General features: G+C 71.6%; 17 protein-coding genes. 12 read left to right on the forward strand and 5 right to left on the reverse strand.

What is annotated here, in order from left to right:
* Positions 1-277: 277 nt before the first annotated feature.
* A complete protein-coding gene (locus tag AB0J87_RS21220; RefSeq protein ID WP_363967480.1) occupies positions 278-913 on the reverse strand; it encodes an MOSC domain-containing protein in 636 nt (211 codons plus the stop codon).
* A 137-nt stretch (positions 914-1,050) separates the two neighbouring features.
* Between AB0J87_RS21220 and AB0J87_RS21225 the strand changes: the two genes are divergently transcribed.
* The 3 genes from AB0J87_RS21225 to AB0J87_RS21235 all read left to right on the forward strand — a co-directional run bounded on the left by AB0J87_RS21225 (position 1,051) and on the right by AB0J87_RS21235 (position 4,159).
* On the forward strand, positions 1,051-1,539 hold the full coding sequence (locus AB0J87_RS21225) for a hypothetical protein (protein WP_363967482.1): 489 nt from the start codon (positions 1,051-1,053) through the stop codon (positions 1,537-1,539).
* A 1,022-nt stretch (positions 1,540-2,561) separates the two neighbouring features.
* Positions 2,562-3,455: a histidine kinase gene (locus AB0J87_RS21230; protein ID WP_363967484.1), complete on the forward strand. Its 894-nt coding sequence runs from the start codon at positions 2,562-2,564 to the stop codon at positions 3,453-3,455.
* Complete coding sequence (locus AB0J87_RS21235) at positions 3,452-4,159, forward strand: response regulator transcription factor (RefSeq protein WP_363967486.1); 708 nt, start codon at positions 3,452-3,454, stop codon at positions 4,157-4,159. Before AB0J87_RS21230 ends, AB0J87_RS21235 begins: the two co-directional genes overlap by 4 nt.
* 10 nt (positions 4,160-4,169) lie before the next feature.
* Here AB0J87_RS21235 and AB0J87_RS21240 read toward each other — a convergent pair whose 3' ends face one another.
* Positions 4,170-4,412 carry a hypothetical protein gene (locus AB0J87_RS21240; RefSeq protein WP_350724907.1) on the reverse strand — a complete coding sequence of 81 codons (243 nt, stop codon included), beginning with the start codon at positions 4,410-4,412 and terminating at the stop codon, positions 4,170-4,172.
* 151 nt (positions 4,413-4,563) lie between these two features.
* On the opposite strand from AB0J87_RS21240, the gene ccmA reads away from it, so the two are divergent.
* The gene (ccmA, locus tag AB0J87_RS21245) at positions 4,564-5,187 is read left to right on the forward strand and encodes a heme ABC exporter ATP-binding protein CcmA (RefSeq protein WP_363967488.1); all 624 of its coding nucleotides are present in this window, start codon (positions 4,564-4,566) and stop codon (positions 5,185-5,187) included.
* Between the two features lie 68 nt (positions 5,188-5,255).
* Positions 5,256-6,737, forward strand: a complete 1,482-nt coding sequence (locus AB0J87_RS21250) for a DUF6297 family protein (RefSeq protein WP_363967490.1) — start codon at positions 5,256-5,258, stop codon at positions 6,735-6,737.
* A gap of 5 nt (positions 6,738-6,742) precedes the next feature.
* Here the strand turns inward: AB0J87_RS21250 and AB0J87_RS21255 are convergent, their stop codons facing one another.
* A complete protein-coding gene (locus tag AB0J87_RS21255) occupies positions 6,743-7,234 on the reverse strand; it encodes a GNAT family N-acetyltransferase (protein WP_363967492.1) in 492 nt (163 codons plus the stop codon).
* A 31-nt stretch (positions 7,235-7,265) separates the two neighbouring features.
* The gene (gene lepA, locus AB0J87_RS21260; RefSeq protein ID WP_350724899.1) at positions 7,266-9,092 is read right to left on the reverse strand and encodes a translation elongation factor 4; all 1,827 of its coding nucleotides are present in this window, start codon (positions 9,090-9,092) and stop codon (positions 7,266-7,268) included.
* A gap of 56 nt (positions 9,093-9,148) precedes the next feature.
* Between lepA and AB0J87_RS21265 the strand changes: the two genes are divergently transcribed.
* From AB0J87_RS21265 to AB0J87_RS21295, 7 genes are all read left to right on the forward strand, one after another.
* Positions 9,149-10,141: a hypothetical protein gene (locus tag AB0J87_RS21265; protein ID WP_363967494.1), complete on the forward strand. Its 993-nt coding sequence runs from the start codon at positions 9,149-9,151 to the stop codon at positions 10,139-10,141.
* Positions 10,142-10,313: 172 nt separating this feature from the next.
* The gene (gene rpsT, locus AB0J87_RS21270; RefSeq protein ID WP_363967496.1) at positions 10,314-10,586 is read left to right on the forward strand and encodes a 30S ribosomal protein S20; all 273 of its coding nucleotides are present in this window, start codon (positions 10,314-10,316) and stop codon (positions 10,584-10,586) included.
* A 196-nt stretch (positions 10,587-10,782) separates the two neighbouring features.
* Positions 10,783-13,836 carry an ABC transporter permease gene (locus AB0J87_RS21275; protein ID WP_363967498.1) on the forward strand — a complete coding sequence of 1,018 codons (3,054 nt, stop codon included), beginning with the start codon at positions 10,783-10,785 and terminating at the stop codon, positions 13,834-13,836.
* Positions 13,833-16,397: an FtsX-like permease family protein gene (locus AB0J87_RS21280; protein WP_363967500.1), complete on the forward strand. Its 2,565-nt coding sequence runs from the start codon at positions 13,833-13,835 to the stop codon at positions 16,395-16,397. The genes AB0J87_RS21275 and AB0J87_RS21280 overlap by 4 nt, the downstream gene beginning before the upstream one ends.
* Positions 16,394-17,311, forward strand: coding sequence for an ABC transporter ATP-binding protein (locus tag AB0J87_RS21285; protein WP_192791084.1), 918 nt, complete (start codon positions 16,394-16,396; stop codon positions 17,309-17,311). The genes AB0J87_RS21280 and AB0J87_RS21285 overlap by 4 nt, the downstream gene beginning before the upstream one ends.
* Positions 17,304-17,996, forward strand: coding sequence for an ABC transporter ATP-binding protein (locus AB0J87_RS21290; protein ID WP_363967502.1), 693 nt, complete (start codon positions 17,304-17,306; stop codon positions 17,994-17,996). The genes AB0J87_RS21285 and AB0J87_RS21290 overlap by 8 nt, the downstream gene beginning before the upstream one ends.
* Before the next feature lie 87 nt (positions 17,997-18,083).
* Positions 18,084-19,217, forward strand: coding sequence for an epoxide hydrolase family protein (locus tag AB0J87_RS21295; protein WP_363967504.1), 1,134 nt, complete (start codon positions 18,084-18,086; stop codon positions 19,215-19,217).
* A 17-nt stretch (positions 19,218-19,234) separates the two neighbouring features.
* On the opposite strand, the gene AB0J87_RS21300 is transcribed toward AB0J87_RS21295, so the two are convergent.
* A complete protein-coding gene (locus tag AB0J87_RS21300) occupies positions 19,235-20,296 on the reverse strand; it encodes a zinc-dependent alcohol dehydrogenase family protein (RefSeq protein ID WP_363967506.1) in 1,062 nt (353 codons plus the stop codon).
* Positions 20,297-20,399 lie beyond the last annotated feature (103 nt).

Consider the following 20,399-nt stretch of genomic DNA (forward strand, 5'->3'; position numbering starts at 1 on the left):
CCCGAACGGACGGGCCGAACGCCCGAATAGGCGGTTCCCCCAATGAGCGGGTGCCCCGATGAGCGAGCGGCCCGACCGATGGGCAGCCCGACGGGCGAGTGGGCGGGTTGGTCGGTGGGCAGGTCGGGTGGTTAGGCAACCTGACCGCCGTCCAACCCGCCCGCCCACCGCTCGACCACTTGGATGGGCCGGACGGACGAGCAGGCCGGACGGACGAGCAGGCCGGACGGACGAGCAGGCCGGACGGACGAGCAGGCCGGACGGACGAGCAGGCGGTCTAAGATCGTTGGCCGCTGAAAAGGCGCTCGGCCATGCGGTCCCACTCGGTGTCGTGCCCGGGAACGGCCAGGATGCGGCGCAGCGCCTCCTCGTCCCCGTGCCGAGCCCGGAACCAGTCCCCCACCGTCACCCCGATCTCGGGCCGCGAGACGACCTCCACCTCGTCCCCGACGCCAAGCTCCCCGAGTGAGACCACCCGCAGGTAGGCCCCAGGCCGCCCCGCCGCCGTGAACCGCTTGACCCACCCCGGCTCGTCCATCCAGTTGCGGAACACCACACACGGAATCCGGGGCCCGCTCACCTCCAGCAAGGCGCTGCCCACCCGCCACCGCTCACCGATCACAGCCCCCGTGACGTCGAGGCCGGACGTGGTGAGGTTCTCGCCGAACTGCCCGTTACGCAGCTCCCGCCCGAGCTCCCCCTCCCACCAGTCATAGTCCGACCTTGCGTACGAGTAGACGGCTTGGTCGGGCGAGCCGTGATGCTTCTTGTCGGCCCGCTCGTCACCCGCGAGCCCGTTGGCCAGTACGGCCACCCGGTGCGTGACCGCCCGCTTGTCGATCGCCGTACGCCCCAGCTTCCCCGCCCACTCAGCCTCGACCGATTGGCCCACATTTACGGAGATAACGCCCATGCTTGGACGGTAACCGAGAGCCTGCTCCCCCAGCGACCCGATTACCTCTCACCTCGATCTCCACCCCAGGGTGGAGATCCGCGCACTCAACCCTCGGGCTGATCCGGTACGCCGTGCCGATCCCTACGGTCAAACCCGTGGAACCCATACTGATCTCTCTCCTCGTCCCCCTCGCCGTGGTGTTCGTGGTCTACCGCCAGATGCAGACCCGTCCCACCGCCAAGCGGGGCATCCTCTACACCGCCGCCTTCATGATCATCGTCGGCATCGCATCCGGCGGGGTCATCGATCCCCGGCACCTCGCGCTCAGCCTCGGCCTGGCCCTGGTGGAGGCCGTCGTCGCCGTCGTCCTGGGCATATGGCGGGGGACGACCGTACGGGTGTGGCTGGACGACTCCGGCGTCTCCTGGTCGAAGGCCACAGCCTGGACCATGCTGGTGTGGCTGGCCTCGGTCGCCATCCGCGTCGGCCTGTACTTCGCCGGAGGCGCCCTCGGCCTCGATCTCTCCAGCGGCGGGATCATGCTGTTCATCGGCCTCACGATCGGCGCCCAGTCGTACGTCGTCGCTCGTAGGGGGCGTGCGCTTTCGAGCATGGACAGGCGACCGGATACCGTCGTGGGGTGATGCGTGCGCCGTACGGAATCGCCCTCGCGCTGCAGCTCGGGGTGATCGCGCTGCTGATCGCGGCCCAGATGGGAGCAACCCCCGCGCCGGGCCTGACCGGCATCGGGCTGGCGGTCACCCTCCTGACCGCCGGACTGGGCCTCACCCTGCTCACCACCCTGTTCCTGTCACTACGCGAGCGCCACACCCACCGAGAGGCCCCACGGGAAGACTCATGGGCGGCCCTGACGGAAGCCCGACGGGAGGTCCCGCTGGAGACCCACCGGGAGGCCCTGCGGGAAGTCTCACGGGCGGCCCGGCAGGAGGGCCGCCTGGAGGCGCGGCCCGAGGGCCAGCGGAAGGTCCGGCAGGAGAGGCGGCCCGAAGGCCAGCGGGAGGTCCGGTCCGAAGGCCAGTGGGAGGTCCGGCGGGCAGGAGGCTCCCCGACGCAGCCGTCAGCGCCGGCCAGCCCATCGCAGCCAGAAGCGCCGGTGCCGGTGCCGGTGCCGGGCAGCCCACCAGAGCCGTCCGCGCCAGACAGCCCGACGGACCCAGGAGCGCTGGCACCGGGCAACCGACCACAACCGGAAGCCCCGGCGCCAAGCAACCTACTGCAGTCCGCATCACCCGCGCTGGGCAACCGACGGCAGCCCGAGGCCTCGACGCCAGGCAGCCGACCGCAGCCAGAGCTCTCAGCGTCAAGCAGCCCGACGCCGTCAGTGCCAGCAGCACCCGGCAGCCCGCCATCATCGAGGCCGGCAGCACCCGGCGATCCGACACCGTCGGGGTCACCAGCACCCGGCGATCCGACACCGTCGGGGTCACCGGCACCCCCCAGTTCGCCACCATCGAGGCCAACAGCACCCGACAACCCGATGCCGTCGGGGTCGCCGACGCCCGACGGCCCGATGTCTTCAGGACCGCCTGGGTCAAGCAGGCTGAGGATGCCGGGTGGTGGCCTGGTGGGGGCCGAAGTGGAGGCGGGGTCAGGGTTGGCGGCGAGGTCAGGGTTGGGGGATTTGCGGGCCTTGCGGGTTTTCGGGGTGCCTGTCGCGCTGATCGCAGTCGCCCTTGCCGTGGTCCTCTCCATCGCCCTCAGCACCCTGACCGACGGCGGCGCCGCGATCGGGGCTCTGCTCATCTCCGTCAGCCTGGCCGTCACCCGCTTCACCCTGCGCCAGGCGCTGCCCATCGGCCTGCTGGCCGTCGGGGGCCTGGTCGTGGCGGGTGTGATCGTCGGCAACCCGGCCCGGGACCTCCCCCTCATCCTCAGCACCTGCCTGATCTTCCTGATCTCGTACGCGGCCAGACAGCGCAAGGCCACCAGGGCCGCCGAGGCGCGAGAGGCCGTGCTCGCGGAACGGGCCAGGATCTCCAGGGAGATCCACGACATCCTCGCCCACTCCCTCTCGGCCCAGCTCGTCCATCTGGAGGGCGCCAAGTTGCTGCTGCGCGCGGAGCGCACGGCCGAAGCGCTCGACCGGGTCACCCGGGCCCGCGACCTGGCCAAGTCGGGGCTCGATGAGGCCAGGCGCGCGGTGCAGGCGCTGCGCGAGGACCCGCCCGCGCTCCCCGTGGCGCTGCGCACGCTGGCGGACGACTTCGAGGGCGCCGCCCACCAGGCCTGCACGCTGCGTGTCTCCGGCCCCGAGCGCCGCCTGTCGCCCGAGACGGAGCTCGCCCTGGTGCGCACCGCCCAGGAAGCCCTCACGAACGTACGCCGCCACGCCCCCGGCAGCCCGGCCACGGTCGAGCTCGAGTTCGACCGGCTCTGGTGCGAGCTGCGCATCACCAACCCGGCCTCCGCCGAGAAGGGCTCGCCCGGGGGCGGCTACGGCCTCGTGGGCATGCGCGAACGGGCCGAACTGCTCGGCGGGACACTGTCGGCAGGCGAACACGACGGCGGCTTCCAGGTGCGCCTGAAGGTGCCGGCATGACCGGGGACGCCCGGATGACCAGGGTCATAGTGGTGGACGACCAGGCCGTGGTGCGCGAGGGCCTGGTGCTGCTGCTCGGGCTGCTGCCGGACATCGAGGTGGTCGGCTCGGCCGGGGACGGCGAGGCGGCGCTGCGGCTGGTCGAGGAGCGGCGGCCCGACGTGGTGCTCATGGACCTGCGCATGCCGCGCATGGACGGCGTGGAGGCCACCGGCCGCATCCGCGCCCGGTTTCCGGACACCCAGGTCGTGGTGCTCACCACGTACTCCGACGACGAGTCCGTCTTCGCGGCGCTGCGAGCGGGCGCGCGCGGCTTCCTCACCAAGGACGCGGACGCCGACGACATCGCCAGGGCCGTCGCCACGGTGAAGCGCGGCGACGCCCAACTCGACCCCACCGTCCAGCGCCGCCTCCTGGACACCATGTCGGCGCCAACGAGGCAGACCCCGGCCACAACCGGAACCATCCCTCCTCCTCCTGGCATCGTCCGTGACGGCCTCCCCGACGGGCTGACCCCGCGCGAGGGCGAGGTGCTGGCTCTCATCGCCGACGGCCTCTCGAACACCGAGATCGCCGGCCGCCTCTACATCTCGGAGGCCACCGTCAAGACCCACATCAACAACCTCTTCGCCAAGGCGGGCCTGCGGGACCGAGCCCAGGCCGTCTCCTACGCCTTCCGGCACGGGGTGGCGCGCCCGCAGTGAGCCCGGCCGATCAGGCGCGCCTGAGCTGGGACTCGCCGTCGAACCCGGCCAGTTGTAACAACGTCTCCAACGCCGCCTGCCTGGTCTCCTCGACCGAGTCACCCCGTTCGCCGAAACACTCCGCCGCCACGTCGAGCAGAGCCGCCACCACGACCGCGTCGGGATAGGGCACATCGACGAGCACGGTGCCGTCGCCTCCCTCCTCTCCCGAAACCAGGTGGAGCCTCAGCAGCCGTCGAGCCTCCTCAGCCACAGCCACCCCCAACACGGCGGCACGCTCGAATCGCTCAGAAGCAATCACGTCACCCTCCAGTCGCACTGGTGTTCGGAATAGAAGGTAGGCGATGGCACCGACAGAAAATCGTCGCCATCGCCTGTGCGATCGGCTGGCTAGGCTCGGATCCGTGTACGACTCGATCATCAGCGTTCACGGCCTCACGGTCGAACTCGGCGGCAACCCCGTGCTGCGAGACATGGAGCTGACCGTGTCACCGGGCGAGATCGTGGCGGTCGTCGGCCCGAACGGGAGCGGCAAGTCGACCCTCCTGCGCTGCCTGGCCGGGCTCCAGCCCGCGACCTCCGGCGAGGTCAGGGTGTTCGGGGAGCCGCCGGCCGACGACGCCGCCTTCTGGCGCCGGGTGGCGATGCTCGGCGACGAGCCCGCCTGGTATCCGGGGCTCACCGCCCGCGAGCACCTGGAGCTCATGGGAGCCGTGCACGCCGAGGCCCGCATGGAGGTGGAGGCGGCGCTGGAGGTGTTCGCGCTGGTGGAGCGGGCGGACGCGCCGCCGCTGAACCTGTCCACCGGGCAGCGCCAGCGCCTCTCCCTGGCCTCCGCGCTGCTCAGGCCGAGCACGTTGCTGCTGCTCGACGAGCCGGAACGCGGCCTGGACGCCGGTTTCCGGGCCCGGCTGGCCGATCTGCTCGAGGAGTACGCGGGCGAGGGAGGCACCGTGGTGATGGCCACGCATGATCACGACCTGGCCGGGCGCGCCCGCCAGGTCTCACCGTCAGGGGTGGACGCGTGAGCGGAGCCGACGCGCCTCCTGGGGGTGGACGCATGAGCGGAGCCGACGTACCCCTTGGGGGTGGACGCGTGAGCGAGGCCGCAGGCAGTGTGCGGGTGGTGCGGGCGTATCTCCGCTCGCGTGGCCCGGCCCGCGGTGGCCTGCTCGATCGGTACGTCGCCGGGTTCGGGCTGGCGATGCTCGCCGCCGTGCTCGGCCACCCGCTCACCACCGTGCTCCAAGGGCTGGCCGGAACGGCTGATCCCGCCCGCGTGAGCGCGGGAGCGGCCCTGCTCGCGCTGGCGCTGGCCGGTTTCCTGGCCGCGGCCCGCGCGGCGGGACCCGTGATGCTGTCCGCCGCCGACGCCTCCTGGCTGCTGCCCTCGCCGCTGAACCGGCGGCACCTGCTCGGACGCACCGCCCGGGTGCTGTTCACGGTGGCGGTGGCGGCCGGGCTGCTGCTCGGGCTGGGGCTGGTCGCCGTGCTGGGCGCCCCCGACCAGCTCGTGTGGCGCCTGCTCGGCGCCATGGTGCTGGGCGTCTCGGCGACCGCGGGCGGGATGGCCCTGGCGGTGCTCGGTCAGGCGTCCCAGTCGTGGCAGGTCTGGGTGACGTCCGCGACGGTCGCGCTGCTGGTGGCCGCCGTCGTGACCGTCAGCGGGCAGCTGCGCACGGTGCTCGCCGTCGCCGCGAGCGCTCCCTTGTCGGCGGTCGCCGTCACCGCGGCCGTCGCGGCGGCCTCCTCCGCCCTGCTGGTACGCCACGCGTGGACGTCGCTGGACCGGATCCCCACCCGTACTCTCGTCACCGCCTCGACCCGGGCGGGACGCGTCGCGAACGCGGCCGTCGGCCTCGACCCCGATGCGCTCACCTGGATAGCGGAGGACAACCACTGGCGGGCCAGGAAGCTCAGCTCGCGGCGGTGGCCAGCGCTGCCCGCGCCTCTCGCGCTGGCCTGGCACGACTGGCGCCGGGTGGGCCGCAGGCCGGGGCGTCTGGGGGCCATGTTCGCGATGTCCGCGTTGCCCGCCGTGCTGGCGCAGGCGGGCGGCGCTCCGGTGACGCTCGGGGCGGCAGTACTGGCGGGTTCGCTGGCCGTGGCGGCGGTGAGCGTGTCGGGGGCGCGCAGGGACGGCGACAATCCGGCCCTGTCCAGGCTGCTCGGCGTGGACCGCCGCCAGGCGCTCGCGGCCCGCGCGGTGCTGCCCATGCTGCTGAGCGGTGCGTGGGCGACCCTGGGGCTGGCCGCCCTGAGCGCGGGCGGCGCGCTGCCGGGGGCATGGTGGCTGTTCGGGCCACTGGCGGCCCCCGCGCTGGCCGCGGCCGCGCTCCGGATGGCCAGGAGGAGTCCGGTCGACCACTCCATGCCGATCATCGACACCCCGGGCGGCGCGATCCCGACCGGGCCGCTGCGCTGGGCGCTCACCGGGGTGGACCTGGCGGTGCTCGGGTGCCTGCCCGCCGTTGCCGCGCTGCTGTCCCCGCCGGGCCCGCTGGGCGGCTTCCTGGCGGCTCAGGCCGTCGCGGGCGCTCTGGTGCTGGTGGGGTACGTGGTCCGCAACCGCGGGTAGGGCGCTCAGGCTACGTACACGACGCTCTCGACGCCCCCGTACGGGATCGTCCGGTCCCTGCGCATGCCCGCCCGCTCCGCCACCTTCAGCGACGCCAGGTTGTCGGGCTGGATGACCGCGACGACGGTCCCGAGCCCCTTGCCGACCCGCAGGGCCGCCTCCACGAGCTCTCCCGCGTACCCGTGGCCCCAGGCGGACGGCCGGAACCGGTAGTAAAGGTTCAGCACCTCGTCCCCGCCGACGATCGCGCGGCGCAGCCCCCCGAACCCGATCACCTCCGACCCGCCGATCGCGCGCACGGCCCAGTAGCCGATGCCGCGCTCGGCCCAGTCGGCGAGCCACAGGTCCAGCATGGCGCGGCTGGACACCAGGTCAACGCTGGGGCCCCCGGGGTTGTACACGTTGGTACGGGGGTCGGAGTGAAGCTCATGGACAGCGGTCAGATCGTCGAGCGTGACCCGCGAAAGGACCATGCGCGCGGTTTGCACCACTTCCATGCTTTCAGGGTAGTCGCCTACCCCGAATGCCCTACTTCTTCTTGTCGGTGGACGACTCGGTGGACAGCGCGGCGACGAAGGCCTCCTGGGGCACCTCCACGCGCCCGACCATCTTCATCCGCTTCTTGCCTTCCTTCTGCTTCTCCAGCAGCTTCCGCTTACGGGAGATGTCACCGCCGTAGCACTTGGCCAGGACGTCCTTGCGGATGGCGCGGATGTTCTCGCGGGCGATGACCCGGGCCCCGATGGCGGCCTGGATCGGCACCTCGAACTGCTGCCTGGGGATCAGCTCGCGCAGCTTCTTCGCCATGTCGACACCGTACGTGTAGGCCTTGTCCTTGTGGACGATGGCGCTGAACGCGTCGACCGGCTCACCCTGCAGCAGGATGTCCACCTTGACCAGCTCGGCCTCCTGCTCGCCGGCGGGCTCGTAGTCGAGCGAGGCGTAGCCACGGGTGCGCGACTTGAGCTGGTCGAAGAAGTCGAAGATGATCTCGCCCAGCGGCAGCGTGTAGCGGATCTCGACCCGGTCCTCCGAGAGGTAGTCCATGCCGAGGAGCTGGCCGCGCCGCCCCTGGCAGATCTCCATGATCGCCCCGATGAACTCGGACGGCGCCAGGATCGTCGACTTGGTGACCGGCTCGTAGACCTGCGCGATCTTCCCACCCGTGGGGAACTCCGACGGGTTGGTGACGGTGAGCTCCTTGCCGTCCTCCATGACCACGCGGTAGACCACGTTGGGCGCCGTGGAGATCAGCGACAGGCCGAACTCGCGCTCCAGCCGCTCCCGCACGATCTCCATGTGCAGCAGCCCCAGGAACCCGACCCGGAACCCGAACCCGAGCGCCGCCGACGTCTCCGGCTCGTAGACCAGCGCAGCGTCGTTGAGCTGCAGCTTGTCGAGGGCCTCGCGCAGCTCGGGGTATTCGTCGCCGTCGATCGGATAGAGCCCTGAGAACACCATCGGCTTGGGGTGCTCGTAGCCCGCCAGCATCTCCTGGGCCGGCTTGACCGACGAGGTGACCGTGTCACCCACGCGCGACTGGCGTACGTCCTTGACGCCGGTGATCAGGTAGCCCACCTCGCCGACGCCCAGCCCCCGCTCGGAGACCTTGGGCTCGGGCGAGATGACGCCGATCTCGAGCGTCTCGTGGGTGGCGGCGGTGGACATCATGAGGATGCGCTCGCGCTTGCTCAGGTGGCCGTCCACGACCCGCACGTACGTGACGACGCCGCGGTAGGTGTCGTAGACGGAGTCGAAGATCAGCGCCCGGGCCGCCGCGTCGGCGTTGCCCACGGGGGCGGGGATCTCGCGGACCACGTGGTCGAGCAGCTCGCGGACGCCCTCGCCGGTCTTGCCGGACACCCGGAGCACGTCGGACGGGTCGCAGCCGATCAGCCCCGCCAGCTCCTCGGCGAACTTCTCCGGCTGCGCCGCCGGCAGGTCGATCTTGTTGAGGACGGGGATGATGTGCAGGTCGGCGTTCATGGCCAGGTAGAGGTTGGCCAGGGTCTGCGCCTCGATGCCCTGGGCCGCGTCGACCAGCAGGATCGCGCCCTCGCACGCCTGCAGCGACCTGGACACCTCATAGGTGAAGTCGACGTGGCCGGGCGTGTCGATCATGTTGAGCACGTGACCGTCCCACGGCAGCCGCACGGCCTGCGACTTGATCGTGATGCCCCGTTCGCGCTCGATGTCCATCCTGTCGAGGTATTGAGCGCGCATGGAGCGGTCGTCGACCACGCCGGTGATCTGCAGCATCCGGTCGGCAAGGGTTGACTTGCCATGGTCGATGTGCGCGATGATGCAGAAGTTGCGGATCAACGCGGGGTCGGTCTGGCCAGGCTGAGTGCGCACCGAAGTCCGTTTCGACAGGGTTGAGGTCAAGCAGTCTTTCATGGTGACATGCCCGGGTGACTGCCCGAACCGTCATCCGCCGCGGCCTGCGCCTGCTCACGCTTGCCTTGGCCATCGTGGTCGCGCTGGTCGGCCTCCTCGCCGCCGCGCTCCGCCTCCAGTTTACCGGTGCACCGGCGGCCTGGGCGAAGAGCACGGGCAACGACGCGCTCTGGCTGGGCCACGCGTGGGTGGACGGCCGCCGCACGGAGCGCGACGTCGAGCAGCTGGCGGTACGGCTGCGCGCCACGGGGATCAAGGACGTGTACGTCCACTCCGGCCCTTTCAACTGGGACGGCACCCTAAGCCCAGACAAATACCCCAACGCCGGAAATTTCGTGAAGTGGTTACGCGAGCGCCTCCCCGCGGTCCGCATCTCCGCCTGGCTCGGCCAGTCCGTCAAGAACGGCCTCGACCTCGACGACCCCAAGTCCCGCGAGAACGTCCTGTCCGGCGTCGCCGCCATCATGAAACAGGGCTACGACGGCATCCACTACAACTTCGAGCCGATCGGCGACGGCGACACCGAGTTCCTGGAGCTGCTGGAACGCACCCGCCGGCACACCGGCCTGCTGTCCACCTCCACCCCGCAGATCGAGCCGTACCCGGGCCTGCGCCTGACCGCCAGGGCTTTGCTGTCGCACGACAAGTACTGGTCCCAGGGCTACTTCAAGCAGGTCGTGGACCGCGTGGACCAGGTCGCCGTCATGACGTACGACTCCTTCACCCCCCTGCAGTCCCTCTACGGCGGCCACGTCGCCCGCCAGGCCGGGCTGGCCCTGGACCTGGTGCCCGCCGACAAGGCCCTCTACATCGGCGCTCCGGCCTACCACGACCACGGCGTGCCCTGGCTCGACAACGCCGAGAGCGTCGCCATGGCCGCCGAGGGCGCCCGGCTCGCGCTGTCGGAGCACGGCCGCCGCGAGCGCTTCGGCCTGGCCCTCTACGTGGACTTCGCCGCCACGGAGGAGGACTGGCACGAGTACGCCACCCGGTGGATGATCGGCTAATGTAGGGTTTCCGCGCCGAGCGAGCGCCGAGCATCCGAAACGCCGATGCTCAAGTACGCGTTGATTTGAGAGCCAACCTGAGTTATTGGTATCCTGTTCAACTGCGTGTGGCGCGCCCTCTCTCGAGCCCGCGCGCCCCATCCATCACTCAGACTTTCACCGAGGCTTCTTCGTGGCGAACATCAAGTCCCAGATCAAGCGCAACAAGCAGAACGAGAAGGCTCGCCTGCGTAACAAGGCGGTCAAGTCCTCTCTGAAGACGGCCGTCCGCAAGTTCCGCGAGGCCGCCGAGCAGGGCGACACCGAGCAGGCCGCCGTGCTGCAGCGGGCCGCTGCCCGCCAGCTCGACAAGGCCGTCAGCAAGGGCGTCATCCACAAGAACCAGGCCGCCAACCGCAAGTCCGCGATCGCCAAGCAGGCCGCGGCGCTGGCCGCCGCCAAGTAGGTCGGCCGCCAGGCAGAACGCCTGGCACAGGAAACGCCGCACTCCCTCCGGGGGTGCGGCGTTCTCGTTTTCGCACCCTTTTGTCACAGTTTCGATATCACACGCCCGTATCGGGTGCGTCACCGTTCCAAAGATCGCCTTGCCCCGCCGCCCGAACCTGCCCGAAGGTGCACTAAAACGGGGCGAAGGGGGACACATGCGGGGGCCGTTGGTCGTCAAACGTGCGCTCAGCGAGCCGCTGCTCCTCCTGGCCGCCTTCGGCTCGATCCTCCTGGCCACGACCACGCTGGTCGCGCTGACCATGTACGCCTCCTCCATCGCGGACGCCGGTGTCCGCAGGACGATGGAGACGGCCTCGTACCGCCAGACCGCCGCCACCGTCAGCGCCCCCGTGACGGCCGAGACGTTCCCGAAGTTCGACCGGTCGGTACGCGCCGAGTTCGCCAGGGCCTACGCACGCCCGCCCGCCGTCACCACCAGCTTCCGCTCCGACTCCTACGTCATGCCGGGCCAGGACGCCCAGGAGCGGCCCGAGCTGCTCAGGTTCGGCAGTTACGACGGGCTCGACCAGCACGCCAGGCTCGTCTCGGGCTCCTGGCCGCGCGCCGGCGGGGACCGGGTGGAGGCCGCGATCTCGCTGTCGGCGGCCTCGGCGACCGGGCTGAAGGCGGGGCAGGAGTTCACCACGAAGGGCCGCCTCGACCCGCGGCCGGTCACGGTCCGCGTCGTGGGCGTGTTCCAGCTCAACGACCCGTTCGGCGAGCGGTGGGCGGGTGAGCAGCTGCTCAGCCGGGGCGTGGAGCGCGGCGAGTTCACCACGTACGGGCCGCTGATGGTGCCGCGCGAGACGTTCGTCGCCCGCTTCGCCACCAGCGTGAACGCGACCTGGACCGCCGTACCCGACCTGCGCACGCTCACCCCCGCCCAGCTGCGCCCGCTGGCCGGAGCGATCGATCGGCTGGGCGAGCGGCTGAAGGCGGACGGCTGCGGCAGTTGCGTGGCCGCCAGCCGCCTGCCCGAGATCCTGACCCAGCTCGACACCGCGTCCCTGGTGGCGCGCTCCACGATGCTGATCCCGGTGCTGCAGCTGCTGTTGCTGGCCGCGTACGCGCTGATGCTCACCGCCCGCCTGCTCGCCGACCACCGCCGCATGGAGGTGGCGCTGCTGCGCTCGCGCGGCGCGGGCACGGTGCGGCTGGCCGCGCTGGCGGGCGGCGAGGCGCTGCTGGTGGCGGTGCCGTGCGCGGTGGTCGCGCCGTTCCTGGGCCCGCCGCTGCTCGCGCTGGTCAACCTGCTGCCCTGGATCAGGGCCTCAGGGGTACGGCTGGCGCCCTCGGCCGATCTGGGCACGTTCCTCGTGTCGTTCGGCGTGGCCCTGGCCGCGGCCGTCCTGCTGGTGCTGCCGGCGCTGGCGGGCGCGCGGCGGACGTACGTGGAGGAGCAGGCGGCGCGCGGGCGCGGCGGCGGGCGCGGGCTGATCGAGCGGGCGGGCGCCGACCTGGCGCTGCTGGTCGTGGCCGGGCTGGCGATCTGGCAGCTCCAGCGCTACGGCGCGCCGGTGACCGCGACGGCCGCGGGCGGGCTCGGCATCGACCCGCTGATCATCTCCGGGCCGGCCCTGGCCCTGCTCACGGGCGGCATGCTGGGGCTGCGGCTGGTGCCGCGCGTCTCGAAGCTGGCCGAGCGGGTGACGTCCAGGCGGCCGGCACTCGCCCCGGCGCTGGGGGCCTGGCAGGTGAGCAGGCGGCCGCTCACGTACGCGGGCCCGGCGCTGCTGCTGACCATGGCCATCGCGATCGGCATCGTGTCCATGGCCACCGCGTCCACCTGGCGGGCCTCGCAGGTCGACCAGGCCCGCCACCAGGCCGGGGCCGACCTGCGGCTGTCCGGTCCCCCTGACGGGCCGGAGCTGGGGGCGCTCGGGCGCGGGACGGCGTTCACCGCGCTGCCCGGGGTCACGGCGTACTCGCCGGGATTTCGCGGTCAGACCGAGGTGAGCGGCGAGAGCGCGCTGCTGCTCGGCCTGGACGCGGGCAAGCTCGGCGAGCTGTTCCACCTGCGTGCCGACCTGTCCGCGCAACCGGTCGGGGAGATGTCGCGGGCGCTGGTGGGAGACCGGGCGGGCAAGCTGGACCTTCCCGGGCAGCCGTCGGCGCTCACGCTGCGGGCGGAGGCGGACGGCGAGCTGCCGCTGCGGCTGGTGCTCTCCGACGCGCTCGGCGTGTGGCGCGACGTGTCGCTCGGCGTGCTGCGCAAGGGTGAGAACCGGATCGACGTCGACCTCCGGGCGCTGGCCGGGCGTACCGGGAAGATCACGTACCCGCTGTCGCTGCGCGGCCTCGTCGCGGGCACCCCCCAGACCCCTGCGAACCTGACCCTGACCGGCCTCAGCGCCGACGGCCGCGAGGTGGCGACGCCGCCGGTGTCCATGAAGGTGACGCGGCCCGCGGCCGCCGGCCTCGCGCCGCTGCCGAAGCCCGGACCGCTGCCGGTGGTGCTCACCGCCGACCTGGCCGCCTCGCTCAAGCTGGTCGCCGGCCAGGTCGGGCCGGCCAGCATCGACCGCAGGGTGCTCCAGGTGAAGGTGGTGGGCGTCGTGGACAGCATGCCGACCACCCCCGCGGGGCAGAAGGCCGTGCTCGCCGACTGGGGGACGCTGCAGACGTACGAGCTGGCCGCGGCGCAGCTGCCCAGGCCCGCCACCGAATGGTGGCTCGCGGCCGGTGACACCGCGCCCGCGGTGAAGGCGCTCCAGACGCGGCCCGAATGGGACGTGACCGCGCTCGACCAGCGCAGGCTGGCGGCCGAGCTGCGGGACGACCCCCTGGCCAGCGGGTTGCAGGGGGCGCTGATGCTCGGGTTCGCGGCGGCGCTGGTCTTCGCGACGCTCGGTTTCCTGGTGAACGCGACCGTCGCGGCCCGGGAGCGCATGGGCGAGTTCGCGATCCTGCGGGCGCTCGGGGTGAGCTCCCGGCAGGTGTTCGGGGTGCTGGCGGTCGAGCAGGCCTTCGTCATCGGGCTGTCGCTCGTCGCGGGCACCGGGCTCGCCGTGGTCGTCGGCGCGCTGGTCGTGCCGCACATCGTCCTGACCGGGCAGGCCTCGGCCGTCACCCCCGGCGTGGTGCTCGACATCCCGTGGGCGGCCACCGCGGCGATGCTGGCGCTGGTGGCCGCGGTGCTGATCGCCATCGTGGCCGGGCTGGCCCGCCGCCTGCGCGGGCAAAACGGGCAACTCGTGGAGGAACGGTGAGGATCGCCCTGCTCGCCCGCGTGCACCTGGGCGCGATGGCCGTGCTCTTCGTGCTGGCGCTGAGCGCCTGCCTGCTGGTCGCGGGGCTGCCCAGGGCGATGCAGGCGTCGTTCGACGAGGCGCTGCGCCGTTCGCTGGTCGCCGCCCCCGCGGTGCAGGCCGACCTGACGGTGTCCGTGGAGTCGCGTTCGTCCGAGGAAGACCTGCACGAACGCGGCCAGTTCGACGCCCGCGACCGCCGCTGGCGCCAGATCCTGCCGCCGGCGCTGCGCCCGCTGGCGGTCGGCGCGGGCCACATGAGCGCCAAGACCACCTTGACGCCCGTGACCGGGACCCGCGGCCATACCCACATGAACCTGGGCTGGCTCTCCGACGCGGACCGGCGCGTGGACTGGGTCCAGGGGCGGGCGCCCGGCAAGCCCTCGACCATGCGGTACGAGGGCGCGACGATCCCGGTCTTCGAGGTGGGGATCGTCGCGGAGGCCCTGCCCGAGCTGGGCTACAAGGTGGGCCAGACCAAGATGGTCGGCGAGAACGACTACGCCGCCCTGAAGATCGTCGGCGCCTTCAAGGCCAAGGACCCCCGTGACCGCTACTGGTCCCACAACGTCGACCTCCTGCAGGTCCTCAAGACGGAGACGCCGGGCAGCGACGAGTTCGAGAAGCACGTCACGACGCTGATCCCCGACGAGGGACTGACCGTGCTCAGCGGCGAGGGACGCAACCTGTCCTACCACTGGGTCCTGCCGATCGACGCCCGTGGCGCGAGCGCGCTGGCCGCGCCCGACCTCCAGGCGGCGGTCGCCGAGTTCGGGCGGGTGGCCGCGCTCCAGTCGACGGCCAGCCCGTACCACCTGGACACCGGGCTCTCCAAGCTGCTCGGCGACTTCCTCGCCGAGGTGGCCACCGCGCAGACCGTGATGTACCTGGTGCTCGGCGGGCTGCTGGCGGTGGCGCTCGGCGTGATCGCGCTGGTCGTGCTGCTGCTGGGCAACCGGCTCGATCACACGCTGTCCCTGGCGCGGGCGCGGGGCGGGTCGCTGCGGCAGGTGGCCGGGACGGGGGCGCTGCTGACCGGCGTCGCGGTGCTGCCCGCCGCGCTGGCCGGGTACGGGCTGTCGTTCCTGGTGCCCGGGCCCGCGCTGCCCATCGTGCACCTGGGGCCCTTGGTCGTGGTCGTGGCGGCCGTCGGGTTCGCCGGGGTACGGCTGGCCCTGGCCCATCGGACGCCGCTGCACGAGCGCCGCGACGACGTGTCCGCCGGTCGGCCCTCCGCCCGGCGGGTCACGCTGGAGGTGCTGGTCGTGGTGCTCGCGCTGGTCGGCGCGTACCTGCTGCGGGCCCGTGGCGCCTCGCAGGATCCGTTCCTGCTCCTGGTGCCCGTCGGGCTGACGCTGGCGGCGGCGTTGATCACCTTGCGCTGCTATCCGTACCCCTTGCGGCTGTTCGTACGGCTGGCCGCGCGCGGGCGGGCGGCCGTGCCGTTCCTGGGGCTGACCAGGGCGGCCAGGGCGCGCTCCGCCGGCGTGCTGCCCGTGCTGATCCTGCTGCCCGCGCTGGGCGTGTCGGTGTTCGCCGCGGTGATCTCCGGGGGGATCGCGGACACGCAGCGGCTGGCGTCCTGGCAGCAGGTGGGCGCGCCGATCAAGGTGACGTCGGACTTCGAGATCCCCGCCGCCTCGATCGACCGCGTGCGGGCGACGCCCGGCGTCGAGCAGGTGCTGATCGCGCAGACCGGGCGGGTGCAGGTCGGGTACGGCGCGGAGCGGGCCGAGGCGCTCGCCGTGGACGTGGCGCAGTGGCGGCGGATCCTGGACGGCGCCCCGATCAGCGTGCCCCCGCTGTCCGACGGCGCGCTCGTCTCCCCGGAGCTGCGGGGACGGGGGACGTTCGAGATCGGGTGGCAGTCGCGGGTGAAGCTCGCCACGCGGGGCGTGGTCGAGTCGGTGCCCAGTTTCTTCACCTCGGGGAAGTTCATGGTCGTGCCGCTGGGCGTGCTGACCCGGCCCGCCCCGAACACCCTGCTGATCAAGGGCGACGTCTCCCCTGACGTGCTGGCGCGGCTGGTCCCGTCCGCGACCGTGGAGTCGCAGGAGGGGGCGCTGAGCGCCATCCAGGACGACCCGCTCACCAGCACCGTGCGCTGGACGCTGGTCGTGGTGACAGTGGCGCTCGGCTCGTACGCGCTCGTCGCCGTCGTGCTGGCGCTCGTGATCGGCGCCGCCGAGCGCGCCAGCGCGGTGTCGTTCCTGCGCACGCTCGGACTGTCGGACCGGCAGGCGCAGCGGCTGACCGTGCTGGAGATCCTGCCCATGATCCTCATCACCGCCCTGGTCGGGCTCGGCCTGGGCCTCGGCTTGCCGTACGCGCTCGGGACCGGCGTGGACCTGTCGTCGTACGCCGGAGACCTGCCGGTCGGCGACTACTCGCTCGACCTGTTCGTTCCTGTGCTGCTGGCGGGCGGGCTCACCGCCGTCGCCGTGCTCGGCGCGTACGCGCACACCGCCATCAGCCGCCGCCGCAACCTCGGCGCCGTCCTTCGAGTGGGGGATCTCTCATGAACCCGACCCTGTCCGAGCTGGAAGCCAGGGCCACGCGGGAGAAGGCCGCGTTCGGCGGCGACGCGCACATCGTGTGCGACAACCTCGTACGCATCTACAAGACCGAGGGCGTGGAGGTCGTCGCGCTGCAGGGGCTCGACCTGGTGATCGACAAGGGCGAGCTGGTGGCCATCGTGGGCGCCTCGGGGTCGGGCAAGTCGACCCTGCTCAACGTGCTGTCCGGGCTGGACGTGCCGACGGCCGGGGTGGCCAGGGTGGCGGGGATGGACCTGCTGTCGATGAACGCCCGCGACCGGCTGCGGTACCGGCGGTCCGTGGTGGGCTTCATCTGGCAGCAGACCGCGCGGAACCTGCTGCCGTACCTCTCCGCCAGGGAGAACGTCGAGCTGCCGATGAAGCTGGCCGGTCGCCGCGGGGGCCGCGCGCTGGAGCTGCTGGAGCTGCTGGGCGTCGGGTACTGCGCAGACCGCAAGATTCCCGAAATGTCGGGCGGCGAGCAGCAGCGGGTCGCCATCGCCGTCGCGCTCGCCAACTCCCCGCAGCTCATCCTCGCCGACGAACCCACCGGCGAGCTGGACAGCGAGACGTCGGAGCAGGTGTTCGACGCGCTGCGCAAGGCCAACAGGGAGCTGGGGGTGACCGTGGTCGTCGTGACGCACGACCCGCTGGTGTCGGAGCAGGTGGACCGTACAGTGGGCATTCGCGACGGGCGTACCAGCAGCGAGACGCTGCGGCGCGAGGGCGCCGAGGGGCAGATCGTCGCCGAGGAGTACGCCGTGCTGGACCGGGTCGGGCGGCTGCAGCTGCCGCGCGACTTCATGAACGCGCTCGAGATGGAGCGGCGGGTGCGCCTCGAGCTCGAATCCGACCACATCGGCGTGTGGCCCGCCCGGGAGGAGCCCTCTGATGACTGACTCGCCCCTGGTCGTGGTGGAAGGGCTGCGCAAGGTCTACCGGACCGGGCCCAAGGAGGTCGTGGCGCTGCGGGAGGTGTCGTTCTCGGTGTTCCCGGGCGAGCTCGTCGCGGTCCGCGGGCGGTCGGGGTCCGGGAAGACGACCCTGCTCAACCAGATCGGCGGCCTGGACAAACCGGACGCCGGACGGGTGGTCGTCGCCGGGCACGAGGTCACCGCCATGTCCGAGGACGGCCTGCTGGCCCTGCGCCGCGACGTGGTGGGATTCGTGTTCCAGTCGTTCGGGCTGATCCCGGTGCTGTCCGCGGCGGAGAACGTGGGGGTGCCGATGCGGCTGCTCCGGACACCGACGGAGGATCGGGAGGCCCGCGTACGCCTTCTGCTGGCGTTGGTGGGGTTGGAGCAGCACGCCAACCAGCGGCCGTACGAGCTGTCCGGGGGGCAGCGGCAGCGGGTGGCCATCGCCAGGTCCCTGGCGAACCGGCCCCGGCTGCTGGTGGCCGACGAGCCCACGGGGCAGCTGGACTCGCAGACCGGGCGGCAGATCATGGAGCTGCTGCGGGCAGTCGTACGGAGTGAGGGGGTCACGGCCCTGGTCGCCACCCACGACCCCAGCTTGATCACGCTGGCCGACCGGGTCCTGGAGATCAACGACGGCATCATCCACGAACCCGCCCTCACCTGACTCACTCCGCTGAGCCGATAATCCGGTTGATCCGGATCGCCGACCGGTGGTAGGCCGGTGGGACATTTCAGCTGATCGGAGATATGCGTGACTCTTTCGCCGTTCCGCATCGAGGTACCCGGCGACGTGCTGGACGACCTGCGAGCTCGACTGCGCGCGACCAGGTTCACGGACCGCACCGGCGCCAACGCCTGGCAGGCCGGAGCCGACCCCACGTACCTGCGGGAACTGGTGAAGTACTGGGCGGAGGAGTTCGACTACCGCGCCCGGGAGGCCGAGCTCAACGCGCTGCCGCACCACCGCGAGCGGGGCCTGCATTTCGTCCGGATCGCCGGAGTCGGTCCCGCGCCCATGCCCATCCTCCTCTGCCACGGATGGCCGAGCAGCTTCCTGGAGATGCTCCCCCTGGCGACCCGCCTCGCCGATCCCGCCCGCCACGGCGGCGACCCGGCCGACGCGTTCGACGTCGTCATCCCGTCCATGCCGGGCTTCCTCTACTCCGAGCTGCCGCCGGAGCCGCTCACCCGGGCCGCGATGGCGCGAATGCTGCACACGCTGATGACCGACACCCTGGGGTACGACCGGTATGCCGCCTTCGGCGGCGACATCGGCGGGGGGGCCACCCAATGGCTGGCCGCGCTCTACCCGGAGAAGGTGATCGGCATCCACCTGATCCATCCCCCGTTCCCCACGTCGTTCGACGACCCGCCTATGTCGGCGGAGGAGCAGGCGTTCGTGGCGGCCGAGGAGGCGTACGACGAGCTCGACGGCGGCTACAGCGCCATCATGGGAACCCGGCCCGACACCATCGCAGCCGCCCTGATCGACTCACCCGCCGGACTCGCCGCCTGGATAGTCGACAAATACCGGGATTGGAGCGACTGCCACGGCGACCTGGAGTCCCGCTTCGATCGCGACACCCTGCTCACGATCCTGACGCTGTACTGGGCGACCGGCTCGATCGGCACGTCGTTCAGGCAGTACTACGACTGGGCCCACAACACCCCACGCCCACCCATCACGGTGCCGACAGCCATCACCCTCAGCCACGAACCGGTCCTGTCCGGCATCCCCCGCTCGATCGCCGAACGCGCCTGCACCGACCTGCGCCACTGGAGCGAACCCGGCCGCGGTGGCCATTTCCTGGCCCTGGAGGAGCCTGCGCTGATGCAGGAGGAGCTCACAACGTTCTTCCGCCCTCTCCGCCCAGCCGCGAAGTAGTCAGGTCGAGCGCGGCTCTACGGGTGGAGAAGCACCTTGATCGCGCGGCGTTCGTCCATCGCGGCGTAAGCGGCGGTGATGTCGGACAGGGGCATCTCCGCGTCGAACACGCGTCCCGGCTGGATGGTGCCGTCCAGGACGTCGGGCAGGAGCTCGTCGAGGTAGCTACGAACGGGCGCGACGCCGCCGCGCACGCCGACGTTGGAACTGAACATCGTGCCGGCCTCCAGGGGGCCGCCGTAGGGCACGCCGACGAAGCCGACTTGACCGCCGGGCCGCGCCGAGCGCAGTGCCTGGTCCATCGACTCCTTCGTGCCGACGCATTCGAGAACGGCGTCCGGACCGATTCCGTCGAACATCTCCTTGAGTTCGGCAATACCCGCGTCGCCACGCTCGGGGACGATGTCGGTCGCGCCGAATTGGCGTGCGAGTTCCTGCCGGTCAGTGTGGCGTGACATAGCGACGATGCGCGATGCCCCGAGGCGTTTGGCCGCGATGACGGCGCAGAGTCCGACCGCGCCGTCGCCGACCACGGCGACGGTTGAGCCCTCGCTCACGCCGCCCGAGACGGCGGCGTGGTGGCCGGTGGGCATGACGTCGGACAGCGTCAGCAGGCCCGGGATGATCGAGAGGTCGGGCCGTCCGGGGACGACGACGAGCGTGCCGTCGGCGAGCGGGACGCGTACGCGCTCACCCTGGCCGGCGTCCGCGGAGCCCCCGGTCCGGGGGTCGCTGCCCCAGAACCCGCCGTGGAGGCAGTGGACGCTCCAGCCGTTACGGCAGTTGATGCAGGTGTTGTCGCAGATGTGGAACGGCGCGATCACGAAGTCGCCGGTCCGAACATTCTCGACGTTCGCGCCGACCTCCTCGACCACGCCGACGAACTCATGTCCGATGCGCCGGGGTGCCTCGACCTTGTCGATACCGCGGTAGGGCCACAGGTCTGAGCCACAGACGCAGGAGGCGACGACGCGGACGATCGCATCCAGCCCGCCGCCCGGTCCGTCGGTCGCCAGGACCGGGTCGGGGACGTTCTCCAGACGGACGTCTCGGTCGCCGTGAATGATTGCGGCCTGCATATTTCCCCTTTAATAGTCATGCGTGTCGTTTCCGCGTTGTCCACGCTAGGGGCGGGTTCGCGGCGGTGGGAGTCACTGTCAGTGACCCTCAAGCGCGTCACAC

This window comes from Nonomuraea sp. NPDC049625 (assembly GCF_040675285.1).
GTDB lineage: Bacteria > Actinomycetota > Actinomycetes > Streptosporangiales > Streptosporangiaceae > Nonomuraea > Nonomuraea angiospora_A.